The organism is Pseudomonas sp. NPDC086581 (genome assembly GCF_044746165.1).
GTDB lineage: Bacteria > Pseudomonadota > Gammaproteobacteria > Pseudomonadales > Pseudomonadaceae > Pseudomonas.
Genome location: NZ_JBIVBR010000003.1, coordinates 212395 through 235522 on the forward strand (window position 1 = coordinate 212395; position 23128 = coordinate 235522).

General features: G+C 64.0%; 22 protein-coding genes. 4 read left to right on the forward strand and 18 right to left on the reverse strand.

From position 1 onward, the window contains the following. Positions 1 to 4: 4 nt before the first annotated feature. The 12 genes from flgK to ACIPK7_RS08590 form a co-directional block, all read right to left on the reverse strand. Positions 5 to 2002, reverse strand: a complete 1998-nt coding sequence (flgK, locus tag ACIPK7_RS08535) for a flagellar hook-associated protein FlgK (RefSeq protein WP_401087138.1) — start codon at positions 2000 to 2002, stop codon at positions 5 to 7. Positions 2003 to 2036: 34 nt separating this feature from the next. After that, complete coding sequence (flgJ, locus tag ACIPK7_RS08540) at positions 2037 to 3278, reverse strand: flagellar assembly peptidoglycan hydrolase FlgJ (RefSeq protein WP_401087140.1); 1242 nt, start codon at positions 3276 to 3278, stop codon at positions 2037 to 2039. Positions 3279 to 3288: 10 nt separating this feature from the next. Continuing rightward, entirely contained in the window at positions 3289 to 4440 is a 1152-nt protein-coding gene (locus ACIPK7_RS08545) for a flagellar basal body P-ring protein FlgI (RefSeq protein ID WP_401087142.1), read from the reverse strand. A 5-nt stretch (positions 4441 to 4445) separates the two neighbouring features. Next, complete coding sequence (gene flgH / locus ACIPK7_RS08550; protein ID WP_192431924.1) at positions 4446 to 5138, reverse strand: flagellar basal body L-ring protein FlgH; 693 nt, start codon at positions 5136 to 5138, stop codon at positions 4446 to 4448. A gap of 41 nt (positions 5139 to 5179) precedes the next feature. After that, the gene (flgG, locus tag ACIPK7_RS08555) at positions 5180 to 5965 is read right to left on the reverse strand and encodes a flagellar basal-body rod protein FlgG (protein WP_138215106.1); all 786 of its coding nucleotides are present in this window, start codon (positions 5963 to 5965) and stop codon (positions 5180 to 5182) included. 55 nt (positions 5966 to 6020) lie between these two features. Next, positions 6021 to 6764 (reverse strand): flagellar basal-body rod protein FlgF, encoded by a 744-nt coding sequence (flgF, locus tag ACIPK7_RS08560; RefSeq protein ID WP_401087144.1) that lies wholly within the window; start codon positions 6762 to 6764, stop codon positions 6021 to 6023. 188 nt (positions 6765 to 6952) lie between these two features. Continuing rightward, entirely contained in the window at positions 6953 to 8260 is a 1308-nt protein-coding gene (flgE, locus tag ACIPK7_RS08565; protein WP_401087146.1) for a flagellar hook protein FlgE, read from the reverse strand. A gap of 27 nt (positions 8261 to 8287) precedes the next feature. Further along, positions 8288 to 8989, reverse strand: a complete 702-nt coding sequence (flgD, locus tag ACIPK7_RS08570) for a flagellar hook assembly protein FlgD (RefSeq protein ID WP_192431921.1) — start codon at positions 8987 to 8989, stop codon at positions 8288 to 8290. Between the two features lie 16 nt (positions 8990 to 9005). Further along, complete coding sequence (gene flgC, locus ACIPK7_RS08575) at positions 9006 to 9449, reverse strand: flagellar basal body rod protein FlgC (RefSeq protein WP_045212156.1); 444 nt, start codon at positions 9447 to 9449, stop codon at positions 9006 to 9008. Positions 9450 to 9454: 5 nt separating this feature from the next. Continuing rightward, positions 9455 to 9862 carry a flagellar basal body rod protein FlgB gene (gene flgB / locus ACIPK7_RS08580; protein ID WP_045212157.1) on the reverse strand — a complete coding sequence of 136 codons (408 nt, stop codon included), beginning with the start codon at positions 9860 to 9862 and terminating at the stop codon, positions 9455 to 9457. 323 nt (positions 9863 to 10185) lie between these two features. Then, a complete protein-coding gene (gene cheR / locus ACIPK7_RS08585; RefSeq protein WP_192431920.1) occupies positions 10186 to 11007 on the reverse strand; it encodes a protein-glutamate O-methyltransferase CheR in 822 nt (273 codons plus the stop codon). Positions 11008 to 11129: 122 nt separating this feature from the next. After that, positions 11130 to 12068, reverse strand: a complete 939-nt coding sequence (locus ACIPK7_RS08590) for a chemotaxis protein CheV (protein ID WP_192431919.1) — start codon at positions 12066 to 12068, stop codon at positions 11130 to 11132. 136 nt (positions 12069 to 12204) lie between these two features. On the opposite strand from ACIPK7_RS08590, the gene flgA reads away from it, so the two are divergent. From flgA to ACIPK7_RS08610, 4 genes are all read left to right on the forward strand, one after another. Next, positions 12205 to 12894, forward strand: a complete 690-nt coding sequence (flgA, locus tag ACIPK7_RS08595) for a flagellar basal body P-ring formation chaperone FlgA (RefSeq protein ID WP_192432147.1) — start codon at positions 12205 to 12207, stop codon at positions 12892 to 12894. A gap of 141 nt (positions 12895 to 13035) precedes the next feature. Next, a complete protein-coding gene (gene flgM, locus ACIPK7_RS08600; RefSeq protein ID WP_045212162.1) occupies positions 13036 to 13350 on the forward strand; it encodes a flagellar biosynthesis anti-sigma factor FlgM in 315 nt (104 codons plus the stop codon). Between the two features lie 43 nt (positions 13351 to 13393). Next, on the forward strand, positions 13394 to 13855 hold the full coding sequence (locus tag ACIPK7_RS08605; protein ID WP_192431918.1) for a flagella synthesis protein FlgN: 462 nt from the start codon (positions 13394 to 13396) through the stop codon (positions 13853 to 13855). Between the two features lie 97 nt (positions 13856 to 13952). Then, a complete protein-coding gene (locus ACIPK7_RS08610; protein ID WP_192431917.1) occupies positions 13953 to 14702 on the forward strand; it encodes a flagellar brake protein in 750 nt (249 codons plus the stop codon). 43 nt (positions 14703 to 14745) lie between these two features. On the opposite strand, the gene ACIPK7_RS08615 is transcribed toward ACIPK7_RS08610, so the two are convergent. The 6 genes from ACIPK7_RS08615 to ACIPK7_RS08640 form a co-directional block, all read right to left on the reverse strand. Then, positions 14746 to 16086 carry an MFS transporter gene (locus tag ACIPK7_RS08615; protein WP_192431916.1) on the reverse strand — a complete coding sequence of 447 codons (1341 nt, stop codon included), beginning with the start codon at positions 16084 to 16086 and terminating at the stop codon, positions 14746 to 14748. A 271-nt stretch (positions 16087 to 16357) separates the two neighbouring features. Then, on the reverse strand, positions 16358 to 17596 hold the full coding sequence (locus ACIPK7_RS08620) for a glutamine synthetase family protein (RefSeq protein ID WP_401087395.1): 1239 nt from the start codon (positions 17594 to 17596) through the stop codon (positions 16358 to 16360). Positions 17597 to 17893: 297 nt separating this feature from the next. Then, positions 17894 to 19849, reverse strand: a complete 1956-nt coding sequence (gene acs / locus ACIPK7_RS08625; RefSeq protein WP_401087151.1) for an acetate--CoA ligase — start codon at positions 19847 to 19849, stop codon at positions 17894 to 17896. Positions 19850 to 20024: 175 nt separating this feature from the next. Beyond that, positions 20025 to 21305 carry a C4-dicarboxylate TRAP transporter large permease protein DctM gene (dctM, locus tag ACIPK7_RS08630; protein ID WP_401087153.1) on the reverse strand — a complete coding sequence of 427 codons (1281 nt, stop codon included), beginning with the start codon at positions 21303 to 21305 and terminating at the stop codon, positions 20025 to 20027. Further along, positions 21302 to 21940: a TRAP transporter small permease gene (locus ACIPK7_RS08635; RefSeq protein WP_192431914.1), complete on the reverse strand. Its 639-nt coding sequence runs from the start codon at positions 21938 to 21940 to the stop codon at positions 21302 to 21304. Before ACIPK7_RS08635 ends, dctM begins: the two co-directional genes overlap by 4 nt. 45 nt (positions 21941 to 21985) lie before the next feature. After that, positions 21986 to 23020, reverse strand: coding sequence for a TRAP transporter substrate-binding protein (locus ACIPK7_RS08640; RefSeq protein ID WP_401087155.1), 1035 nt, complete (start codon positions 23018 to 23020; stop codon positions 21986 to 21988). Positions 23021 to 23128 lie beyond the last annotated feature (108 nt).

Consider the following 23128-nt stretch of genomic DNA (forward strand, 5'->3'; position numbering starts at 1 on the left):
CTCCTCAGATGTTGTTGATCAGGGTGTCGAAGAGCGTCTGCGCAGTCTTGATGATCTGCGCGGAGGCCGTGTAGTACTGCTGGAACTTCACCAGGTTGGCCGCCTCTTCATCGAGGTTCACCGCCGACAATGAGTCGCGGCTGCCTTGCGCCTGGGTCAGCACCGCCTCGGTGGCGGTGGCGTCGAGCTTGGCCTGGTTGGCCGTGGCGCCGACGGTCTCGGTCAAGCTGCTGTACGCGCCGGTCAAGCTCATGCCGCTGCCGCTGCCCGTGCCGCTGCCGACGGTCTTGGCTGTCTGCAGGTCGATCAGCTTCTGAGCGTTGGTATTGTCGGCATCGCCGTTGCTGTTGAAGGCCACGCCGAAGCTGTCGCCGTCCGCTGGATAACCGCCGATGGTGGTCTGGAAGCTGAACGGGGGCGAGCCCGGCACAGTGATGCTGATGTCGTTGCTCTGGCCCGGCACGATATTGCCGGTGCCCAGTGGATTGCCCGCCGAATCGTAGATGGTGTAGCCCTGGGTGCCGCCGCTGGCCGCGTCGAAGACCAGCTTCACCGGCAGCCCGGCCTTGATCGAGGCGCTCAGCGCGGCGCCGTTGCTGGCATCCAGCTTGCTGGACAGGGTGGTGCCGCTGATGGTGCCGCTGCCTTCATTGCCAGTGGTCGTGCTGGCGACCACCGGGGAGGCGAAGGCCAGGCGGTTGGAGTCGGTCATGGTGACCGAGATGTCCGAAGCTGCGGTGCGCGTCGGGATCACCGTGAAGCGGTCGCCCGCCTGCACGGTGCCAACGCTCTGCTGGCTGATGCTGAAGCCGTCGAACTCCTTGGGCGGGTTGTCGGTCAGGTCGCCCGTGCCCAGCACGGAGCCGTCTGAGGAGCGCTTGATGGTGTAGCCGGTGGCGGAGGTGAAGGTCACCTCGTAGTCACTGGTGGTCAGCGCGCCGCTGTCGGTAATGTTGACGTTGAGGTTGCCGGTGCCGGTGTTATGGGTGTTGGCCAGGCTGCGGTTGCCGATGACGCTGGCATCGTTGATGTCCTTGAACAGCTGCGCGCCGAAGTTGCCGTTCAGGTCCAGGCCCTGGGCGAGCTGGCTGTTGAAGGTGTCGGCGAGGACGATAGCCATGCGCCCCAGTTCGTTCTGGGTGGTATCCAGCACGTCGCTGCGGTAGCGCAGCAGGCCGCCCATCTGGCCACCGGTGACCACCGAGGTGACGTCCATGGTCGAGCTGCCGGAACTCAGGCTCAGGCTGAATTGCGACGGGTTGTTGGCGCTCGGGCCGGCGGTCAGGGTGGAGGAATTGGCGCCCACCACCAGCGGCTGGCCGGAGCCCAGGTAAAGGTTGAGGCTGCTGCCCTGCTTGACCACGCTGACGCCGACCATGTCGGAGAGCTGAAGCACCGCCTGGTCGCGCTTGTCCTGCAGGTCGTTGGCGCTGGCGCCACCGGCCTCGGCCGCGATGATTGCCTGGTTGTACTGGGCGATGGTCCTGGCCAGGTCGGTAACCTGTCCGGCCAGGCTGTCCATCTGCGTGTTGACGTAGCTGTTCTGGGTGCCCAGCTGGGTGGAAATCGAGTTGAAGCGCTGCGCCAGGTTCGCGGCCTGCGTCAGCACCAGTTGGCGCGAGGCGGCGTCGGTCGGCGTCGCGGCGGCGGTCTGCAGCGAGGCGAAGAAATTCTGCATCACCTTGGACAGACCGGTAGTGCTGTCGGACAGCAGCGAATCGATCTGGTTGACCTGCGACAGGTAGGTCTGCGCATCGCTGTTCACCGACGTGGAGCCGCGCAGCTGGTTGGCCAGGAACTCGCTGTACATCCGGCGGACGTCCTGCACCGTGGTACCGGTACCGACGTAGTACTGCCCTGCGAACTGCTCCGCGGAGGTCACCTGCGACGTCGTCTGGCGGGTATAGCCGGCCGTGTTGACGTTGGTGATGTTGTTGCCGGTGGTGCTCAGCGCCGCTTGCGAGGCGTTGAGGCCGGACAGTCCGATGGATAGGAGGCTCATGGTCTTTCCTTAGCGCAGTCCTTTGTACAGGGCTTCACAGTGTGCGAGTCGGGGTGTCGGCCATCGCGACGGTCTGGTAGACCTGCATCTGCTTGGCGATCTGGTTCACCTTGCGCGCGTACTGCGGGTCGGTGGCGTAGCCGGCGCGCTGCAGTTCCTTCATGAACTGATCCGGGCGCGCGGCGGAATCCAGCGCGCCCTGGTAGCGATCGTTGTTCTGCAGGAAGCTGACGTAGTCCTGGAAGCTCTGCTCGAAGGAGTTGTAGGCGCGGAACGAAGCCACTTCCTTCACTTCCTTGCCTTTCTCGAATTCGGTGGTGGTGGCGCGGGCGGAGTCGCCCTTCCAGCTCGAGCCGGTTTTGATGCCGAACAGGTTGTGGCTGCTGCTGCCATCACGCTGGGCGATCATCTTCTTGCCCCAGCCGGTTTCCAGCGCGGCCTGGGCCACCAGGTAGCGCGGATCGACGCCGATGCGCTTGGCCGCGCGTTCGGCCATGGGCAGCATGGTACTGATGAAGTCGTCGGCCGAGGCGAACATCGACTTGCCCGGCTTGGTGGAGATAGCCGAAGCATCGATATCGGCCACCGGCACGGTGGTGTCGATCTGCTTCGTATAGGCCCGGCTGCCGCGCCAGTCGTTGCTGGCCAGCTGCGCCGGCTGGTTGGCGGTGGATGCGACGGAGCTATCGGCGCCCGGCACGAGGCCTGCAGCAATACGCTGGGCGAGCTTGCCCGGCAGCGCGAGACGGCGGGAGTTCAGCGCCTGGCGATCATCACGACCGGCTTCGGGTTGCGGCAAGGCCTTGCCGTTGGCGGCAAACACGCTCGGGGTCTTCTGCCGGTCTGATGCTGCAGCGGTGGCTGTGGCGCTCCGAGTGGCGTCGGCGACCGCCTGCGCCCCAGTCTGGGCGAAGGGATTGTTGCCGGTGTGGCGGACGCCCTGCATCTTCTCCATCTGCTTGACCAGCACGTCGGCCAGGCCGATGCCATGCCCCTGCGTAGCCAGGGACACAGAAAGCTGATGGTCGTACATGTCCTGGTACTGCTTGGCCGCTTCGCTGTTCATCGGGTTGTCCTTGGCGAACACCTCGTTGGCCGAGCGCATGGATTTCAGCATCTCGTTCATGAACAGCGATTCGAACTCCTGGGCGACCTTGCGGATGTTCCCCGCGCTGTCGCGGTTTGCGCCGGTCTTCATCGCCGACAGGCGATTGAGGTCGGAATAGGAACCGGAGTCGGTAGTGGAGGTACCAGCAGAAAGCAGTCGGGCGTCCACGGCGGCGTCCTCAGATCACGATCAGGTCGGCTTGCAGCGCGCCGGCCTGTTTCAGGGCTTCGAGGATCGCCATCAGGTCGCTGGGCGCGGCGCCCACCTGGTTAACGGCGCGTACGATTTCATCCAGCGTGGTGCCGGGGCCGAACTTGAACATCGGTTTGGCTTCCTGGTTGGCGCTCACGTTCGAGCGCGGCACCACGGCGGTCTGGCCGTTGGAGAACGGGCCGGGCTGGCTGACGATGGGGTCTTCGGTGATGGTCACGGTCAGGCTGCCGTGGGTCACGGCGGCCGGCGACACGCGCACATTCTGGCCAATCACGATGGTGCCGGTGCGCGAGTTGATGATGACCTTGGCCACCGCCTCGCCGGACTGTACTTCGAGGTTCTCCAGCACGGACATGTAGTCCACGCGCTGGCTCGGATCCAGCGGCGCGCTGACGCGCACCGAGCCGCCGTCCACGGCCTGGGCGACGCCCGGGCCAAGCAGTTCGTTGATGCGGTCGACGATGTGCTTGGCGGTGGTGAAATCCGGGCGGTTGAGGTTCAGGGTCAGGGTGTTGCCCTGGTCGAAGCCACTGGGCACCGCGCGCTCGACGGTGGCGCCACCGGGGATGCGACCGGCCGACGGTACGTTGACGGTAATCTTCGAGCCATCGCGACCTTCGGCGTCGAAGCCGCCGACCACCAGGTTGCCCTGGGCAATGGCGTAGGTCTGACCGTCGATACCCTTGAGCTGGGTCATCAGCAGGCTGCCGCCGCGCAGGCTCTTGGAATTGCCGATGGAAGACACCGTGACATCGATGACCTGGCCTGGTTTGGAGAACGGTGGCAGATCGGCGTGGATGGACACCGCCGCGACGTTCTTCAACTGCACGTTGCCCGTGCCGGCCGGCACCTTGATGCCGAACTGCGCCAGCATGTTATTGAAGGTCTGCACGGTGAACGGCGTCTGCGTGGTCTGGTCGCCCGTGCCATTGAGGCCGACAACCAGGCCGTAGCCGATCAGCTGGTTATTGCGCACGCCCTGGATGCTGGCGATGTCCTTGAGCCGCTCGGCATGGGCGGCCGGCACGGCGAACAGCGCGCAGAGCAGCAGCGCGCCACCGAGGCGGAGCGTGCAGAGCAGGCCGTGGGATACCTTGCGAACGGCAGTCATCGTCATCACCCTCAGAACGGGAACAGCGGGCTGAGGAAGAAGCGATCGAACCAGCCCGGCTGGCTCGCATCGGCGAACGCACCGGTGCCCGAGTAGGTGATGCGCGCATCGGCCACACGGGTGGAAGCGACGGTGTTGTCGGTGGCGATGTCGTCGGCGCGGATCAGGCCGGCGATGCGCACCAGCTCGTTGCCGGTGTTCAGGGTCATCCACTTCTCGCCCCGCACGGCGAGGATGCCGTTGGGCATGACATCGGCCACGGTGACGGTGATCGAGCCGGTCAGGCTGTTGCTCTGCCCTGCCTGGCTGTCGCCCTTGGCATCGCGCGAGCCGCCGTACTCGGCGGAGAGGCTGAGGTCACCGCCACCCACCGGGTTGTTGGTGGTCAGGCCGCTGCCGAACATCGAGGTCAGCCCCATCTTGGTCTTGCTGTCCTTGGAGATGTCCGAGCTGGCCTTCTTGCTGGCCTGGGTCTTCTCGTTGAGGGTGATGGTGATGATGTCACCCACGCGGAAGGCCTTGCGGTCGCCGTAGAGGTTGTTCTCGAACCCGGCCTGGTAGATCGACCCGTTGTTCTGGGCGGCCGGCGCAGGGGTGCGCGGCAACACCGGAGCGTAATAGGGATCGTCCGGCTTGGGCGGCGGGCTCACGCACCCTGCCAACGCGGCGATGGCCAGCAGCGGAAGGAGGTGGGAACGGTTCATCTACAGCTACCTCTCGGGGAGAGCGACTACGGGATCAGGACTTACAGGTTCTGGGTGACGAAGGAGAGCATTTGGTCGGCGGTGGAGATCACCTTGGAGTTCATCTCGTAGGCGCGCTGGGTGGTGATCATGTTCACCATCTCCTCCACCACGCTGACGTTGGAGTTCTCCAGGGTGTTCTGCAGGGTGGTGCCCAGACCGTTCAGGCCAGGGGTGCCGACTTGGGGCGCGCCGCTGGCGGCGGTTTCCAGGAACAGGTTGTTGCCGGTGGCTTGCAGGCCGGCCGGGTTGATGAAGTCGGCGGTCTGGATGTTGCCGATGATCTGCGGCGTGGCGTTGCCGGCAACGGTGACCGAGACGGTGCCGTCGTTGCCGACGGTGAAGGTCTGGGTTTCCGGCGGCACGATGATGGCCGGCTCCAGGGCATTGCCGTTGGAGGTTACGATCTGGCCGTCGGAGTTCAGGTGGAAGCTGCCGTCGCGGGTATAGGCGACGGTGCCGTCCGGAGTCAGCACCTGGAAGAAGCCACGGCCGTTGACCGCCATGTCCAGCGGGTTGTCAGTGGTCTGCAGGCTACCGGCGGTGAAGTTCTTCTGGGTGCCGACGATGCGCACACCGGTACCCAGTTGCAGGCCCGAAGGCAGCTGGGTGTCCTGCGTCGAGTTGGCGCCGGGCTGACGCTTGATCTGGTAGAGCAGGTCCTGGAACTCCGCGCGGTCGCGCTTGAAGCCCGTGGTGGACACGTTCGCCAGGTTGTTCGAGATGGTGGTCAGGTTCATGTCCTGGGCGGACAGACCGGTCTTGCTGACCCAAAGTGCCGGAAGCATGTCGTTCTCCTCGGGCGCCGGTTTCGTGGCGCCTCGAACGGTTAATCAGTTTCTATCAGCTGAATTGCAAAACACGCGCCATCGACTGGGAGTCTTCTTCGGCGGTTTTCATCATCTTCACGTGCAACTCGAACTGGCGAGACAGCGCCAGGATCGAGGTCATCTCGTCGACAGCATTGACGTTGCTGGCTTCCAGCACGCCGGACTGCACGCTAGCGTTGGCGTCGACCGGGGGAGCGGGCTGACCGGACTTCATGCGGATGAGGCCATCGCTGCCCTTCTCCAGTTGCTTGGCATCGGGAGTCACGAGCTTGATGCGGTCGACGGTGGCCAGCGCATTGGGGTTGTTGCCCTGGCCGCGGATGGTGATGGTGCCGTCCTCGCCGATGTCGATCTTTTCTTCCGGGGGAATCGCGATCGGCCCGCCGTTGCCCATCACCGGCATGCCGTCGCTGGTGCGCAGCTGGCCGAGGGCATCGATCTCCAGGCTGCCAGTGCGCACGTAGGCTTCGCTGCCGTCCGGTGCCTGCACGGCAATCCAGGAATCACCCTTGGCGGCAACGTCCAGGTCACGGCCGGTTTCCTGCAGGGAGCCGGTGGTGAAGTCGGTCGCCGGGCGTTCGCTCATGGCGAAGACGCGCGCCGGAAAGCTGTCGCCGAACACGGGCATCGCGCGAGCTTGCTCGAAGTCACGGCGGAAACCGGTCGTGGAGATGTTCGCCAGGTTGTTGGCGTGAGCCTGCATGGCTTTAGTGTTCTGGCTCGCGCCGCTCATGGCGACATACAGCATTCTGTCCAAGGCAATCCTCCAGTGCCGAGTCGGATTCCCGGCGGTGTTGGAGTGACTTCAGCAAGGGCTGTGCCAGAACTGCAAAATGAAACTCAAGACATTGATATTCATGGAAATATCAAAAAAGAAAGGCTCCCGAAGGAGCCTCGATGGCCGTCAGGCGGCGAAGGACTGCCGCCTGCGGCAAGGGGACGTCATCAACGCAGGTTGATGATGGTGTCGGAGATGGTGCTTTCGGTCTGGACGGTCTTGGCGTTCGCCTGGTAGTTGCGCTGCGCCACGATCAGGTTCACCAGCTGCGCGGTCAGGTCGACGTTGGAGTCTTCCAGGGTGCCCGAGCCGACCGCGCCGAGGGTGCCGGATGTCGGCGTGCCGATCACTGCCTCGCCCGAGGCCAGCGACTGCTTCCAGCCGGTGTTGCCCACAGGGGTCAGGCCCTGGGTATTGGCGAAGTTGGCCAGAATCACCTGACCGATCACCTTGGACTGGCCGTTGGTGTAAGTGGCGTACATCTGCCCATCTTCGGCGAAGGACAGGCCGGACATCTGCCCCGTGGCATAGCCATCCTGGGTCACCGCGGTGACGGCAAAGGCGCCGTTGGTCTGGGTAGTCTTGGTCAGGTCGATGCTGATACCGCCAGCAGTACCCGCTGCGCCATTGGCACCCCAGGTCACCGGGTTGGTGGTGGAGTCGGTGACAGCCGCAGGAGTCCAGCCGGTCAGAGTCATGGTGTTGTCGGCGTTGACGGTCATGCCGGTGGAGGTAATGCCCGTCAGCTGGCCGGCGCTGTTGAAGGTGATGTCGCTGCTCAGCGGCGTAGTGCTTGTCGGGGTCTGCGGGTTACGTCCATCCACCAGCGTGTACATGCTCCAGTTATTGGCGCTGTCCTTGACGAAGTAGTTCGTCATGGTGTGCGAATTGCCCTGGGAGTCGTAGATGTCCACAGAGGTCGACCAGTTGTAGCTGTCCGAGTCAGTCGCATCGAACGGCGTGGTCTTGGGCGTCGTCGCGTTGGAATTAAGGCTCAGGGTCGAAGTGATCTTCGAGGTCGGGCTCGGCGGCTGGTTGGCGGTGTCGACCTTAAGGTCGGTGATCACGCCATTGACGATGTTGCCGTTGCCATTGACGCCATAACCCTGCAGGCGATTGCCCGAACCATCGACGATGTAGCCGCTGGCGTCGGTATTGAAGGTGCCGTTGCGGGTGTAGACGCGGCTGCCGTTGTCGCTGGTCATGAAGAAGCCGTTGCCGCTCACTGCCAGGTCCAGGCTGCGACCGGTGGTGCTCAGGTTGCCCTGAGTGAACTGCTGCGAAACGGCCTGGGTGACCACGCCGTTACCCACGGCGATGCGGCCGGTGCCGAGCATCGAGGAAGCGTAGAGGTCGGCGAACTCGGTCCGCGAGGATTTGAAGCCGGTGGTGCCGACGTTGGCAATGTTGTTGCCGGTGACGTTCAGGTCCATCGACGCGGCGTTGAGTCCACTCAGGGCGGTATTGAAAGACATGTGTTGCTCCTGTGCCGAAACGCGGCGTTATTTTCCGATGGTCTGAATGCTGGAGGCGGAAACGGCGCCGATGCCAGCCAGGTTCAGGGACATTTCCCCGCCGTTCTGGCCCAGCGTGACGCTGTTGACCGTGGCCGGCAGGTAGGTGGTCAGGGCGGTACTGGTACCGTCCAGGCTGGCGCTCGCCTTGACGGTGTAGGTGCCAGCACCCACCAGCTCGCCGCTGTCGTCCTTGCCATCCCACTTGAAGTCAATGTTGCCGGCCTTCTGGCTGCCCATATCGACGGTGCGCACCAGATCACCCGAGTCGTCGTAGATCTTCAGGGTCACGCCATCGCCCTTGGACGGCATCACCAGCGAGCCCTTGACGCCCGCGGACGGATCGTCGACCTGCACCTTGCTGGAGTTGACGATCACCGAGCGGCCGACCAGCGAAGACGCCTGCAGGGCCTGGGAAGACTGGAACGAGGAATAGAAGGTGCCCAGGGTGGTATCCAGGTTCTGCATGCTTTCCAGGCTGCTGAATTGCGCCAGCTGGGAGACGAACTCGGTGTTGTCCTGCGGGTCCAGCGGGTTCTGGTTGTTCAACTGGGTGACCAGCAACTGCAGGAAGGAATCCTTGCCCAGCGCACTGGTGCCGGTCTCGGCGGTCGACGACGAGCTCTTGGATCCGGCGTTCAGTGACGACAGGATCGAACTCGAAGCACTGTTATCGGTATTGATGCTCATGGGGCGTCCTCTGCGCTTACTGACCCAGGGTCAGGACCTTCTGCATCATCTGCTTGGCGGTGTTCATCATTTCCGCGTTGCTCTGGAACGAACGGCTGGCGGAGATCATGTCGGCCATCTCCTCCACCACGTTGACGTTGGGGTAGTAAACGTAGCCGTCCTTGTCGGCGGCCGGATGGTTCGGCTCGTAGCGCGGCACCAGCGGGCTCTGGTCCTCGACCACGCCCAGCACCTGCACACCGGAACCAGCCTGGTCGGTCTCGCCGAACAGCGAGCCCTGGTCGCCGCCCTGGGCGTTCTGCAGCATGGTGGAGAACACCGGGTGACGGGCGCGGTAGGTCTGGTCGATGCTCGAGGAGACGCTCTCGGCGTTGGCGATGTTCGACGCGGTAGTGTTCAGACGAGTGGTCTGGGCACTCATGCCGGTACCGGCGATATTGAAGACACTGGCGAGCGACATGGCGATTACTCCCCGCGCAGGGCGTTCATCAGCCCTTTGAATTTGCTGTTGAGGAAAGTGAACGAGGCCTGGAACTGCACGGAGTTCTCCGCGTAGTTGGCTTGCTCGATCTGTTCGTCGACGGTGTTCTGGTCGACCGAAGGCTGGTTCGGGATGCGGTACTTCACCGACTCGTCACCCATGCCGAAACCATCGGCGGCAATGTGATGCGAATTGGTCAGGGTTGCGCTGAAGGTGCCGTTCTTCATCTTGTCCGACTGGGCCGCCAGCACCGAGGCGAAATCCAGGTCGCGCGCCTTGTAGTTGGGCGTGTCGGCGTTGGCCAGGTTATTGGCCAGGACTTCAGCGCGCTGGGAGCGGAAGTTCAGCGCTTGCTGGTGGATGCCGAGGGCTTTGTCGAAGCTGATGCTCATGGTCACGAACCTGTTTGCCGGTGTGGGCTTGCCAACACTTCAGCAAGGTGCGTGCCACATCTTCATTCCCTTGATAATCAAGGGCTTGAGGGAATCTGAATAGCGGCAAGGGGCGGCAAACAGCGGCAAAGCGGCAATCGCTTTCCTTGCCGCCGGGGGCAAGGCGGCAAGCTTCCTGCTGCGTTTTGCCGCCCGACGGGCACGTCTACGGCAGCGCGCCCGATCGTTACCGGGACCGCATAAGCAAAAAGCGCGGACGGAGCCCGCGACTGATAAAAGGAAAGCAGCAAGAACCCCGCCCGAACAGGCGGGGCGTCGGCCAATCACTTGGCCTTGTAGATGATCCCCGGGCTGCACTGGACCATCTGGTAGTGGTCCGGCAGCGCGTTGAGCGCTTCGGAAGCGCCAAGGAACAGGTAGCCGCCAGGCTTGAGCGTGGCATGGATACGCAGGAGGATGTCGCGCTTCACTTCGGCCGAGAAATAGATCAGCACGTTGCGGCAGAACACCATGTCGAACTTGCCCAGCGTGGCGTAGCTGTCCAGCAGGTTCAGCGCGCGGAATTCCACGCGGCTCTTGATCGGTGGCTTGACCGTCCAGCGCCCCGGCGTCTTCTGGTCGAAGTAGCGCGCCAGGCGCTCCTGCGACAAGCCACGGCCAATGGCCAGGCTGTCGTACTCACCGGCCTTGCAGGCGGTGAGCATGGAGCCGGACAAGTCGGTGGCGACGATCTGCACCCCCGCCTTCAACTGGCCGAGGTTGGTGCGCTCGAACTCGTCGATGGCCATGGACAGCGAGTACGGCTCCTGCCCCGACGAGCAAGCCGCCGACCAGATACGCAGGCGCTGACCAGGGGAGGCCTTGATCATCTCCGGCAGCACGCGGTTTTTCAGCACCTCGAAGGGATAGGTATCGCGAAACCACAGGGTCTCGTTGGTGGTCATCGCATCGACCACCTGCTCGCGCAGCTGGCTGCGCATCTGGATCTTCTGTACCAGCTCGCCCAGGGACTTGATGCCCTGCTGCTCCATCAACTTGTTCAAGCGGCTGGAGACCAGGTACTGCTTGTTGGCGCCCAGGAGGATGCCGCAGGTCTTCTCCAGGAAATCCCGGAACAGCTCGAATTCAGAATTGGTGGATGTCACAGATAAGCCTCTTTGCTCGTGGACAGCTGCCGGCAAAACGACGGCAACTGCCTGACCGGTGCTCAAAAAACCATAGACGATGCGGGCGGCACCGGCGCTGCCCGCATCTCGTCACGCCGGCATCAGGCCGATGCGCCATCCACTGCCTTGATGCGGTCCGACACGCGGGCCGCCAGGTCATCGGGACGGAACTTGGCGAGGAAGTCGTCAGCGCCGACCTTTCTCACCATCGCCTGGTTGAACACCCCGGACAACGAAGTATGCAGGAGAATGTGCAGATCCTGCATGCGCGGGTCGTGACGGATTTCCGCCGTGAGCGTGTAGCCATCCATTTCCGGCATCTCGATATCCGAGATCACCATCAGCAGATCAGTGCCCGGATGCCCGCCGGCTTCCACCATCTGGTGCAGGTAATCCAGCGCTTGGCGGCCGTCGTTGAGTGCCAGCACTTCCACGCCGACGGTCTCCAGGCAACGCACCAGTTGCTTGCGCGCCACGGAGGAGTCGTCCACCACCAGAACGCGCTTGCTGACCGCGCGGGCCTGGGTCTCGGCATCCAGTACGCCCTCGGAGATGTCCTCCGACGTCGGCGCCACTTCGGCGAGGATCTTCTCCACGTCGATGATTTCCACCAACTGGTTGTCGACCCGCGTCACCGCCGTCAGGTAGTGGTCACGGCCGGTTCCCTTGGGTGGCGGATGGATCGACTCCCAGTTCATGTTGACGATGCGCTCCACCGAGTGCACCAGGAAGCCCTGCACCTTGGTGTTGTACTCGGTGATGATCACGAAGCTGTTGGCGATGTCCCGCAGGGCGTGACGCCCCGTGGCCAGCGCCAGGTCGAGGATCGGAATGGTGCCGCCACGGATGTTCGCCACCCCGCGCACCACCTGGCTTGATTTGGGCATCACGGTCAGGCGGGGGCACTGCAGCACCTCCTTCACCTTGAACACGTTGATCCCGTACAGCTGACTGCCGTTCAAGCGGAACAGCAGCAGTTCGAGACGATTCTGGCCAACCAGCTGCGTACGCTGGTTGACCGAATCCATGACTCCGGCCATTGAGCCTCCTGTGCACGCAACGCCGCCCGACTCACGAAGGCGGCATGACCATTGCTTGGATCGTTGCATGAAACTAGCAACGACATTTTTCCGACAGCTGAGACACGCGCGCGCCCTGATGGCTGCGCTACTCGGCATGACGGGTGCGCTGACCCTCTCCCCGGCTGGGGCGGAAGGCTTCACTGCGCCTGAAATCCTTATCGGCTCCACCCAGGGCTTTCTTGAGTTCAAGGTGGAAGATTATCTGCAGACTTCCGGCATAGACGCCCGTTACGAGATCGAAGTCGCGCGCATCGATCCCCGCCTGCGCCTGGCGGAGTGCGACAAAGACCTGACACAAAAGCTGGAAAGCCCGGCGCAGCCCGTTGGTCGGGTCACCGTGCGAGTGCTCTGCGAAGGCAGTTCGCCCTGGACGGTATTCGTGCCGGCGACGGTCAAGTTATTCCGCCAAGTTGTCGTCACCACTCTGCCCCTGCAGCGCAATCATGTCGTCGAGCCCGGTGATATCAGCGTCGTCGAACGGGACGTCGGCCAACTGAGCCAGGGCTATCTGACTGACCCCAACCAGGTAGTCGGCATGAAGCTCAAGCGCCCGACGGTCAACGACCAGGTGCTGGCGCCGGTGTTCCTCGAACAGGCCGCCGCCGTGCGCAAGGGCGACCAAGTGGTGATCCGCGCCAGGACCAGTTCGATCAACGTGTTCATGCCCGGCGAAGCGTTGTCCGATGGGGTAACCGGCGAGCAGATCCGCGTGCGCAACCTGCGCTCCCAGCGTATCGTCAAGGCTCGTGTGGTCGAGCCGGGAGCGGTGGAAGTCACCCTGTAGCGCTCGGCGCCGGGCTTTTTCTGGCATGATGGACGCAGCCCTCTGCAAAATGTGCTCAGGCGCACGAAAATTCGGCCTAAAGTTTCTCTCAAGACGGCCGAAAAGCTTGGCAAGCGTCCAATACCTCCAGAGGTTTCCACCATGGTCATCGACTTCAACCGGCTGAACCCGGCCTCTACGACAGCCAGCACTGGCCGTAGCAGTGCTGCCCAGAGCGGTCGCAGCGAAGCCGCAGCAGAGAATGCCTCCGTCAACGCCCCGGCCAAGAGCGGCGAGTCGGTACAGCTGAGCGACACCGCGCAGCAATTGCAGAAAGTAAGCGATCAACTGAAGGACCAGCCCGTGGTCGACAACGAGAAAGTGGCCCGCATCAAGGCGGCCATCGCTGACGGCAGCTACCAGGTCGACAGCCAGAAAGTCGCCAGCAAGCTGCTCGATTTCGAATCCCAGCGCTGAGTTCGTTCAGCGCCTGGTCAACCGCTAGTACGCCGAGCCCAAGATGTCCGATGCCCTGCTTTCTCTGATCAACGGCGACATCGAAGCAGCCAGCAACCTGCTGCAGCTGATCGACGACGAGTACCAGGCGCTGCAAGCCCGCGACCTGGACCAGTTGCAGAAGCTGCTCGACAGCAAGCTACCACTGCTGCATCAGCTCGAGCAGAACGGTCGCATCCGCACTCAGGCACTGCAACAGGCCGGGGTCAGCGCTGATAGCGAGGGCCTTGCGCAAATCGCCCAGGCGACCGGCAACGCCGCTCTCACCCCTCGTGCGCAGGAGCTCGGTGCCCTGCTCGAACGCTGCCAGGAAGCCAACCAGCGCAACGGCCGCATCATCCGTTCTGGCCAGACCAGTACCGAGCGCACGCTCGATATCCTGCGTGGCCAGGAAACTCCGCGACTCTATGACCGTTACGGCGGCTCCACCCAGAGCAACCGCCAGCGTCCGCTCAGCCAGGCCTGAACTCCTCTGGCCTGAAGGCCAGCGCTAGGGCAGAATGCCACTATCCGGCCCTGCCCCGTGCACCACTCATAACAAACACAATGGAGACCCGCGGACCGTGTCCAATCTGTTCGCCGAGGAAAATGGCCCTCAACCACCGAAGGTGTTGAAAGCTCCGGTGGAGATCCACGCCAGCCTGAAAATGCTGATGGACAGTCACGATCCCCTGGTGATTACCTTCGAAGGCCGAGGCCAACGCTTCCAGAGCTTCGTCGTCGAAATCAACCGCGAGCGCAACATCGTTGCCCTTGATGAGCTCATCCCCAACGACGGCGAACGTTTCCTGCAGAACGGCGAGCAATTCCGCATCGAAGCCTTCCACGAAGGCGTGCGCATCGCCTGGGAAAACACCCAGAACGCTTTCTTCTCCGAGATCGACGGCGCCCGCTGCTATTGGCTGCCGGTACCCGCCGAGATGCTCTACCACCAGCGCCGCAACGCCTTCCGCGCCCCCGTCAGCCAAGGCCAGCCGGTGGCCGTGGAGATCGGCGGCAGCAAGCTGAAGTCGCCGCTCAAGGGCAGCCTGATCGACATCTCTGCCACCGGCTGCAAGATCCGCCTGGAAGGCAACGCCACCGAGCGCCTGCAACCCGGCCAGGTCTATGAAGAGTTCACCGCACGCCTACCCTTCGGCGCCCTGACCATGGAAGTCGAACTGCGCCACGTGCACTTCGAGGAAAAGGTCGGCTACAGCTTCGCCGGCATGCGCTTCCACCAGATGAGCGGCCTGGCGCAGCGCAACATCGAGCGCTTCGTCTACCAGCTGCAACGCGAAGCCCGGCGCTTCGAGAAGGACGAGCTGTTCTAGTTCGCTCCGGGCGGCAAGTTCTTGCCGCCCTTCCCTTGTGGCCTCACGCGGGCCGGCTTTCTTCCTCGGCTTCGGTTTCCGTCTCGGGCGCTGGCGCGGTGTTGTCGTTACTCGTCATCTGCTCTTTCACGGCCGCTTCGTCGACCCGCGGGTCGAGGGCGGCGGACAGCGGCGAAGACGCCAGGCTGTCCGGCGTGGCAACGTGTTTGACCGGCGCCTCGTCGACCCGGTGCACACCGCTGACCTTCTCCGGCTGCACGCGCCAGATGAGGATCAGCGAGCAGGCGCAGACGAAGGCGTAGAGCATGTTGCTGCCGAACAGCTTCATCAGCGCGCCGGCCGCCAGCGGGCCGATACAGGCGCCGACGCCGAACGTCACCAGCAGCATCGCCGTCAGCGAGACGCGGCGCTCGCCTTCGACGTGATCGTTGGAGAAGGCCACCGCCAGCGGATACAGGGTGAACTGCACCAGGCAGACGATGAAGCCCATCGGCAGCAGCCACGCCAACGAGATCGGCGGAACCGGCAATAGCGGCAACAGCGCCAGCGGCAAGGCAACTATCAACAGCAGAATGGCAGCGTTGCGGATCAGCACGGCGCGGTCGATGCGGTCCGACAGCCAGCCCAGCGGCCACTGCACCAGCAATCCGGCGAAGATGCAGCCGCCCATGAACAGGCCGATCTCCTCGGTACCCAACCCTTGATCCACTGCATAGAGCGGCGCCAGACCGTAGAACGAACCGACCACCAGCCCGGACACCAGCACCGTGGTCAGCGACTGCGGCACACGCTGGATGAAGAAGCGCGGCTCCAGTGGAGCCGGGCGCAGCGGCGCGGGGTGGACCTTGTGGGTGATCGCCACCGGGATCAGCGACAGGGCGAAGCATAGCGCGATCAGCATCGGCAGCTCCGGGCCCAGCCCCGGATGCACCACCAGCACCAGTTGGCCGAGCACCAGCCCCAGATAGGAGGCGACCATGTAGCCGGCGAACACCACGCCGCGCTGGCGCGCCTCGGCCTGCTCGTTGAGCCAGCTCTCGATGACCATGTACTGGCACATCATCCCCAGGCCGATGGCGACCCGCAGCACCAGCCAGAAGCCCAGCCAGGGCAACAGGCCGATGCCCAGCACCGCAGCGGTCACCAACCCGCCACAGGCAACGTAGGCGCGGATGTGGCCGACGCGGGCAATCAGGCGGTGGCCGATCTTGCCGCCCAGCACCAGGCCGAGGTAGTAGGCGGCCATCATGGCGCCGATCCACAGCCCATCGACCTTCTCCGCGCCCAGGCGCAGCGCGAGGTAGGTACTGAGCAGACCGGAACCGGTCAGGAGCATGACGGCGGCGAAGTACAGAGCGCGGAAGGCAGTGACGATCCGAAGCATTGGACCTCCTGGTCCAGGACAACCCCGGCACTACGTGCCGGGCAGCGGAAAGCGGGACTTGCGCTCACACCTTAGAGCTTGCCAATCGGCGCGTCGAGAGGGCTGCCGGGCCCGGAATAGCGCGTGTCGCGCACGGTCATGTGGGGCGTTTCGAAGGATGGCGGCGGGATGAACGAGGATGGCCTGAAGATCGCCAGAAGATGGCTGCCGATCACAGCTGCACCTGGTTTCGGCGCAACTGTGTCAGCGACTTCAAATCAGATCATGCGCCTCAGGCTTGCGCTGCGAGAACGCGGCGCTCCCACGGGGTGATTTCGTCGAAGAAGCTGGTCAGCTCCATGGACTTGGTCGCGCTATAGCCGTCGATGAACTCGTTGCCGAACACCTCGCGGGCCAGTTCACTGCGCTGCAGGCGCCGCAGTGCGTCATACATAGTGCAGGGCAGCAGCAGCTCCGGCGGCACCTCGAACTCGCCCTGGATCGGCGCCGTGGGTTCCAGCGCGCGCTCGATGCCGTGTAGGCCGGCAGCCAGGCTAGCGGCAATGGCCAAATAGGGATTGGCGTCGGCGCCCGGCAAGCGGTTCTCCACACGACGGGCCACCGGCGCACTGGCAGGAATGCGCAGGCCGGCGGCGCGGTTGTCGTGGGACCAGCAGGCGTTGTTCGGCGAGGCATACGGATGGCACAGGCGCTGGAAGGAGTTCACGTTCGGCGCGAACAGCAGGGTGAAGTCCGACAGGCACGCCTGCAGGCCGCCGATGAAGTGGCGGAACGCCGGCGTGGCCTCGCCCCGGGCGTCGCTGAAGATATTGCGGCCGTCGCCATCGACGATGCTCTGGTGGATATGCATCGAACTGCCCGGCGTATGCGCCAGCGGCTTGGCCATGCAAACGACGATCAAGCCGTGCTTGAGCGCGACTTCCTTGAGCAGGTGCTTGAACAGGAAAGTCTGGTCGGCCAGCAGTACCGGGTCGCCGTGCAGGAAGTTGATCTCGAACTGGGTGGTGCCCATCTCGTGCATGAAGGTGTCGCGTTCCAGCCCTACCGCCTCCATGCAGCGGTAGACGTCCTGGAAGAACGGTCGCAGGCCATTGTTGGACGACACGCTGAAAGCGGAGTGGCCGATCTCACGGCGACCGTCGAGGCCGACCGGCGCCTGGAAGGCTTCTTGCGGATCGGGGTTGGGGGCGAAGACGAAGAACTCCAACTCGGTCGCCACCACCGGGCTCCAGCCGCGTTCGGCGTAGCGCGCAACCACCTGCTTGAGCAGGCCGCGGGTGGACAGGCCGGAAGGCTTGCCGTCGAGTTCCACCGCATCGCAGATGGCGAAGGCGCGAGGCTCGTCGCTCCACGGCAGGCGGTGAATCTGGCTCGGCTCGGCGATCAGGGCGAGGTCGCCATCGTCGCTGCCGTAGAACTTCGCGGCCGGGTAGCCGCCCATGATGCATTGCAGCAGGACGCCACGGGCCAGTTGCAGCCGGCGCCCGGTGAGGAAGCCCTCGCCGGTCATTACCTTGCCACGCGGCACCCCGTTGAGGTCGGGGGTGACACACTCGATCTCTTCCACTCCAGCCAGACGCTCGGCGAGTGGGATTCCTGGATCGCTACTCATGACTTCTTATCCTTGTTCTTTTGTCCTTGTCACAGGACGCCGCGCGAGGCGCGCGAGCGCGTACAAAATACGCATCACGCGTTCGATATTTCAAGCGGGCTAGAAAAGGAATACTGCGGAACGAACAAGCTTGATCCATCTGGAAATGGGAAAAAAACGCCCCGGCTAGCGGGGCGTTTTTCATCGGGCGGCGGATCAGGCCGCGCGCATGGCCTGGTGCGTGTCGATCAGGTGCTGCACCACACCTGGATCGGCCAGGGTGGAGATGTCACCCAGCGAATCGTACTCGGCTGTGGCGATCTTGCGCAGGATGCGGCGCATGATCTTGCCCGAGCGGGTCTTCGGCAGGCCGGGCGCCCACTGGATCACGTCCGGCGTGGCGATCGGGCCGATTTCCTTGCGTACCCAGGCACGCAGTTCCTGGCGCAGCTGCTCGTTGCTTTCCTCGCCGGAATTCAGGGTGACGTAGACGTAGATGCCCTGCCCTTTGATGTCGTGCGGTACGCCAACCACTGCGGCCTCGGCCACTTTCGGGTGGGCGACGAGGGCGCTCTCGATCTCGGCGGTGCCCATGCGGTGGCCGGAGACGTTGAGCACGTCATCGACGCGGCCGGTGATCCAGTAGTAGCCGTCCTCATCGCGACGGGCACCATCACCGGTGAAGTACATGCCCTTGAAGGTCTTGAAGTAGGTGTCCACGTAGCGGTCGTGGTCGCCGTACAGGGTGCGCGCCTGGCCCGGCCAGGAGTCCAGGATCACCAGGTTGCCCTCGGTGGCCCCTTCCAGGATGTTGCCCAGGTTGTCCACCAGCGCCGGCACCACGCCGAAGAACGGCTTGGCAGCGGAGCCCGGCTTCAGGCCGTGGGCGCCCGGCAGCGGGGTCATCAGGCAGGCGCCGGTTTCGGTCTGCCACCAGGTGTCGACGATCGGGCAGCGCGACTGGCCAACGGTCTCGTAGTACCACTGCCAGGCTTCCGGGTTGATCGGCTCGCCCACCGAACCCAGCAGGCGCAGGCTGGAACCGTCGGCGCCTTCGACCGCGGCCTTGCCCTCGGCCATCATGGCGCGGATGGCGGTCGGGGCGGTGTAGAGGATGTTGACCTTGTGCTTGTCGACGATCTTTGCGACGCGGGAGATGTCCGGGTAGTTCGGCACGCCCTCGAACAGCACGGTGGTCGCGCCGTTGGCCAGCGGGCCATAGACGACGTAGGTGTGACCGGTGACCCAGCCGATGTCGGCGGTGCACCAGAAGACTTCGCCCGGGCGGTAGTCGAACACCCGCTCATGGGTCAGCGAGGCGTAGACCAGGTAGCCGCCGGTGGTGTGCAGCACGCCCTTGGGTTTGCCGGTGGAGCCGGAGGTGTAGAGGATGAACAGCGGGTCCTCGGCGCCCATTTCCTTCGGTGCGCAGGTGGAGCCGGCGACCTTCATCAGGTCCTCGAACCACACGTCGCGGTGCTGGTTCCACTTGATGGGCGAGCCGGTGCGCTTGCAGACGATGATCTTCTGCACGCTGTTGGTTTCCGGGTTGGTCAGCGCGTCGTCGACATTGGCCTTGAGCGGGGTCTTCTTGCCGCCGCGCAGACCTTCGTCCGCGGTGATCACTACCTTGGAGCGGCAGTCGATGATGCGGCCGGCCAGGGCTTCGGGAGAGAAGCCGCCAAACACCACGGAGTGGATCGCGCCGATGCGGGCGCAGGCCAGCATGGCGACCACGGCTTCCGGGATCATCGGCATGTAGATGGTCACCACGTCGCCACGGTGCACGTCCTGGCCACGCAGGGCGTTGGCGAACTTGCAGACCTGCTCGTGCAGCTCGCGGTAGGTGATTTCCTTGTGCTCGGAAGGATCGTCGCCTTCCCAGATGATGGCGAGCTGGTCGCCGCGCTCGGCCAGGTGGCGGTCGAGGCAGTTGTAGGAGAGGTTCAGGGTGCCGTCGGCGAACCACTTGATGTCCACGTGGTGATCGTCGAAGGAGGTCTGCTTGACCTTGGTGAACGGCTTGATCCAGTCGATGCGCTGGGCCTGTTCGCGCCAGAATCCGTCGGGGTTGACCACCGACTGCTGGTACAGCTTCTTGTAGGTGGCCTCGTCGGTCAGAGTGGTCGCGGCCACTTCGGGACGCACGGGGTACACGGATGCCGCTGTCATGGCGTTCTACCTCGGTGAAGAGTGTTGTTTTTGTTGCCTTAAGTTGTAACGGCGACACCCTCCCCCGAACCATACGACCATGGTCTTACCAATCCTTAGTCGTAGTGATGGGCCCCATAAGCCGTTGTTTTGACAGCAGGCTCATGGGGCCGCGACAACCTGTCACATGCCCCTGTCACATGCCCAGCGCGTGGGGCAGCGCCAGCGAGATATAGGGCACGTAGGTCACCAGGATCAGGAACAACAGCAGGATCATCAGCCACGGCAGCGCCGCGCGGATGGTCGCGCCCAGCGGCAGGCCGGTGACCGCCGAGGTGACGAACAGGTTGAGTCCCACCGGCGGATGCACCAGGCCGATCTCCATGTTCACCACCATGACTATCCCTAAGTGGATCGGGTCGATCCCCAGGCGCATGGCGATGGGGAAGAAGATCGGCGCCAGGATCAGCACGATGGCCGAGGGCTCCATGAAGCTGCCGGCCACCAGCAGCACCACGTTGACCATCAGCAGGAAGCCAATCGGCGTCAGTCCTTCCTGCATCACCCACTCGGTGATCTGCTGGGGAATCTGCTCGGTGGTCAGCACGTGGGCGAACAGCATGGCGTTGGCGATGATGAACATCAGCATGATGCTCAGCCGCCCGGAATCCACCAGCACCTTGGGGCAGTCGCGCAGGCGCATGTCCTTGTAGACGAACAGCGCGACGAAGGCCGAGTAGACCGCCGCCACCGCCGCCGCCTCGGTGGGCGTGAACAGCCCGGAGTATATGCCGCCGAGGATGATCACCAGCAGCAACAGGCCCCAGATCGCCCGGCGCGCGGCGGACAGCCATTCGCGCAGGCTGGCGCGCGGCTGCGCGGGCAGCTTCTTCACCCGCGCGACGATGTAGATCACCACCATCAGGATCACGCCCAGCAGCAGGCCCGGCACCACGCCGGCAACGAACAGTTTGCCCACCGAGGTCTCGGTGGCGGCCGAGTAAACCACCATGACGATCGACGGCGGAATCAGGATGCCCAGGGTGCCGGCATTGCAGATGATCCCGGCGCCGAACTCGCGCGGGTAGCCCGAACGCACCATACCGGCCACGGCAACCGAACCCACCGCCGCCACGGTCGCCGGTGAGGAACCCGACAGCGCGGCGAACAGCATGCACGCCAGCACCGCGGCAATCGCCAGGCCGCCACGGATGTGACCGACGCAGGCATTGGCGAAGTCGATCAGCCGACGGGCCACGCCGCCGGTGGTCATGAAGGCGCCGGAAAGCAGGAAGAACGGGATCGCCAGCAGCGTGTAGGCCTCGGACGTCTCGAACAGCTTGATCGCCAGCGAACGCACCGAGTCGGGGCTGAACAGGAGGATCGTCAGCGCGCCGGACAGGCCCAGGGAAATGGCAATGGGCACGCCGATGAACATGAAGACGAACAACAGGAGGAACAGGATCATCACGGTCATGGGCGGCTCTCCGCGGCGTCTTCACCGGCCAGCTTCGAGGCTTCCGCGGCCTCGTCGGCGAGGCCCAGACCGAGCTGGCGGCCGCGCAACAGGTTGACGAGGATTTCCAGGTAGCGCAGTACCACCAGGCCGAAGCCGATGGGTACGATTACCGCGATGTAAGCCTGGAGGATGCCGAAGTGGTCGAGGTCTTCCGCGCCGATGCCGGCAATGAAGAGGGTCTTAACCCAGTCGAAGCTGGCGACCATGAACAGCCCGGCATAGCCCAGGCAGCAGAGGCAGGCGAGCACGCCGATGCAGCGCTGCACCGGGCGCGGTGCCAACCGAACCAGCGCGTCCACGCCCAGGTGGCCGGCGGTGCGCACGCCATAGGCGATGCCGAAGAAGATCAGCCAGGCGAATAGCGCCTTGGTCAGCGCGTTGCTCCAGGACATGTCCTGGGCGACGCCGAGGATCGCGTCGCCGATGGCGTAGAACGGCCCCTGGATCGACGGCAGGCGGTCGCCCAGGTCATAGAACAGGGTGAAGACGTTGGTCATCACCACGTAGACGAAGGTCACCAGCGTCATGGCCGCCAGCAGGAAGGCGATGGCGCCTTCCTCGAAGTGGTTCCAGACGCGCACGAGTCGGTTCATGGAAAAGTCTCCAGAAGGTCCCACCATCCGGCGAGACCGGGCGGATCAATGGGGGCGGTTGGAGGCTTCGGCGGCCTGGAGGAAGTCGGCGCCGACGTTGTCGCGGAATTTCCGCCACACCGGCTGCATCGCCTCGCGCCAGTCGGCGCGCTGCTTCGCGGTGAGCGGGTGGATCTCGCTGGTGCCGCTGGCGAGGATGCGCTGGCGGGCGTCGCGGTTCAGACGCTCGGCTTCCTGGTTCACCTTCACGGTGACCTCGGCCATGATCCTTTCCAGCTCAGCGCGCAGGTCCGGCGGCAGACCGTTCCAGAACTTCGCGTTGGTGATCACCATGTAGTCCACCAGGCCGTGGTTGGACTCGGTGAAATATTTCTGCACCTCGTTGACCTTCTGGCTCTCGTAGTTCGACCAGGTGTTCTCGGTGCCATTCACCACGCCGGTCTGCAGGCCCTGGTAGACCTCGGCGAAGGACATCTTGCGGGAGATCGCGCGCAGCTCGCGGAACTGTTCGTTGAGCACATCGGAGGCCTGCACGCGGAACTTCAGTCCGCGCGCATCGCCCGGCTCGAGCAGCAGGCGGTTGGCCGACAGCTGCTTCATCCCGTTGTGCCAGTAGGCGAGGCCGAGGATGCCCTTGCCCTGCATGCTGCTCAGCAGGCTCTGGCCCTGGGGGCTGCGCTGGAAGTTGTCGACAGCGTCGATGTCGTCGAAGAGGAACGGCAGGTCGAAGATCTGCACCTTCTTGGTGTACTGCTCGAACTTGGCCAGGGACGGCGCGAGCATCTGCACATCGCCCAGCAGCAGCGCTTCCATCTCCTTGCCGTCACCGTACAGCGAGGAATTCGGATACACCTCCACGCGCACCCGGCCGGGCAGGCGCTCTTCGGCCAGGCGCTTGAACATCAGCGCGCCCTGCCCCTTGGGTGTGTTCTCCGCGACCACGTGGGCGAACTTGATCACTATCGGTTCGTTGGAAGGCCGGGGTTCACTGGCAGTCTGCGGTGCATCGGCAGCCTGAATGGCAGAAGCGCAGGCCAACGCCAGGACGGCGAGCAACGCCCGCCCCATGGTTGTAAACATCGCGTCACCCTCAATTTGTTTTTGTGCTTGCGAGGTGAACCTGGCGACAGGCTCGTCACGAGACTGACGCAAATAGTCGCGTTCGGAGAATTCGTCTTTTCCCAAAGC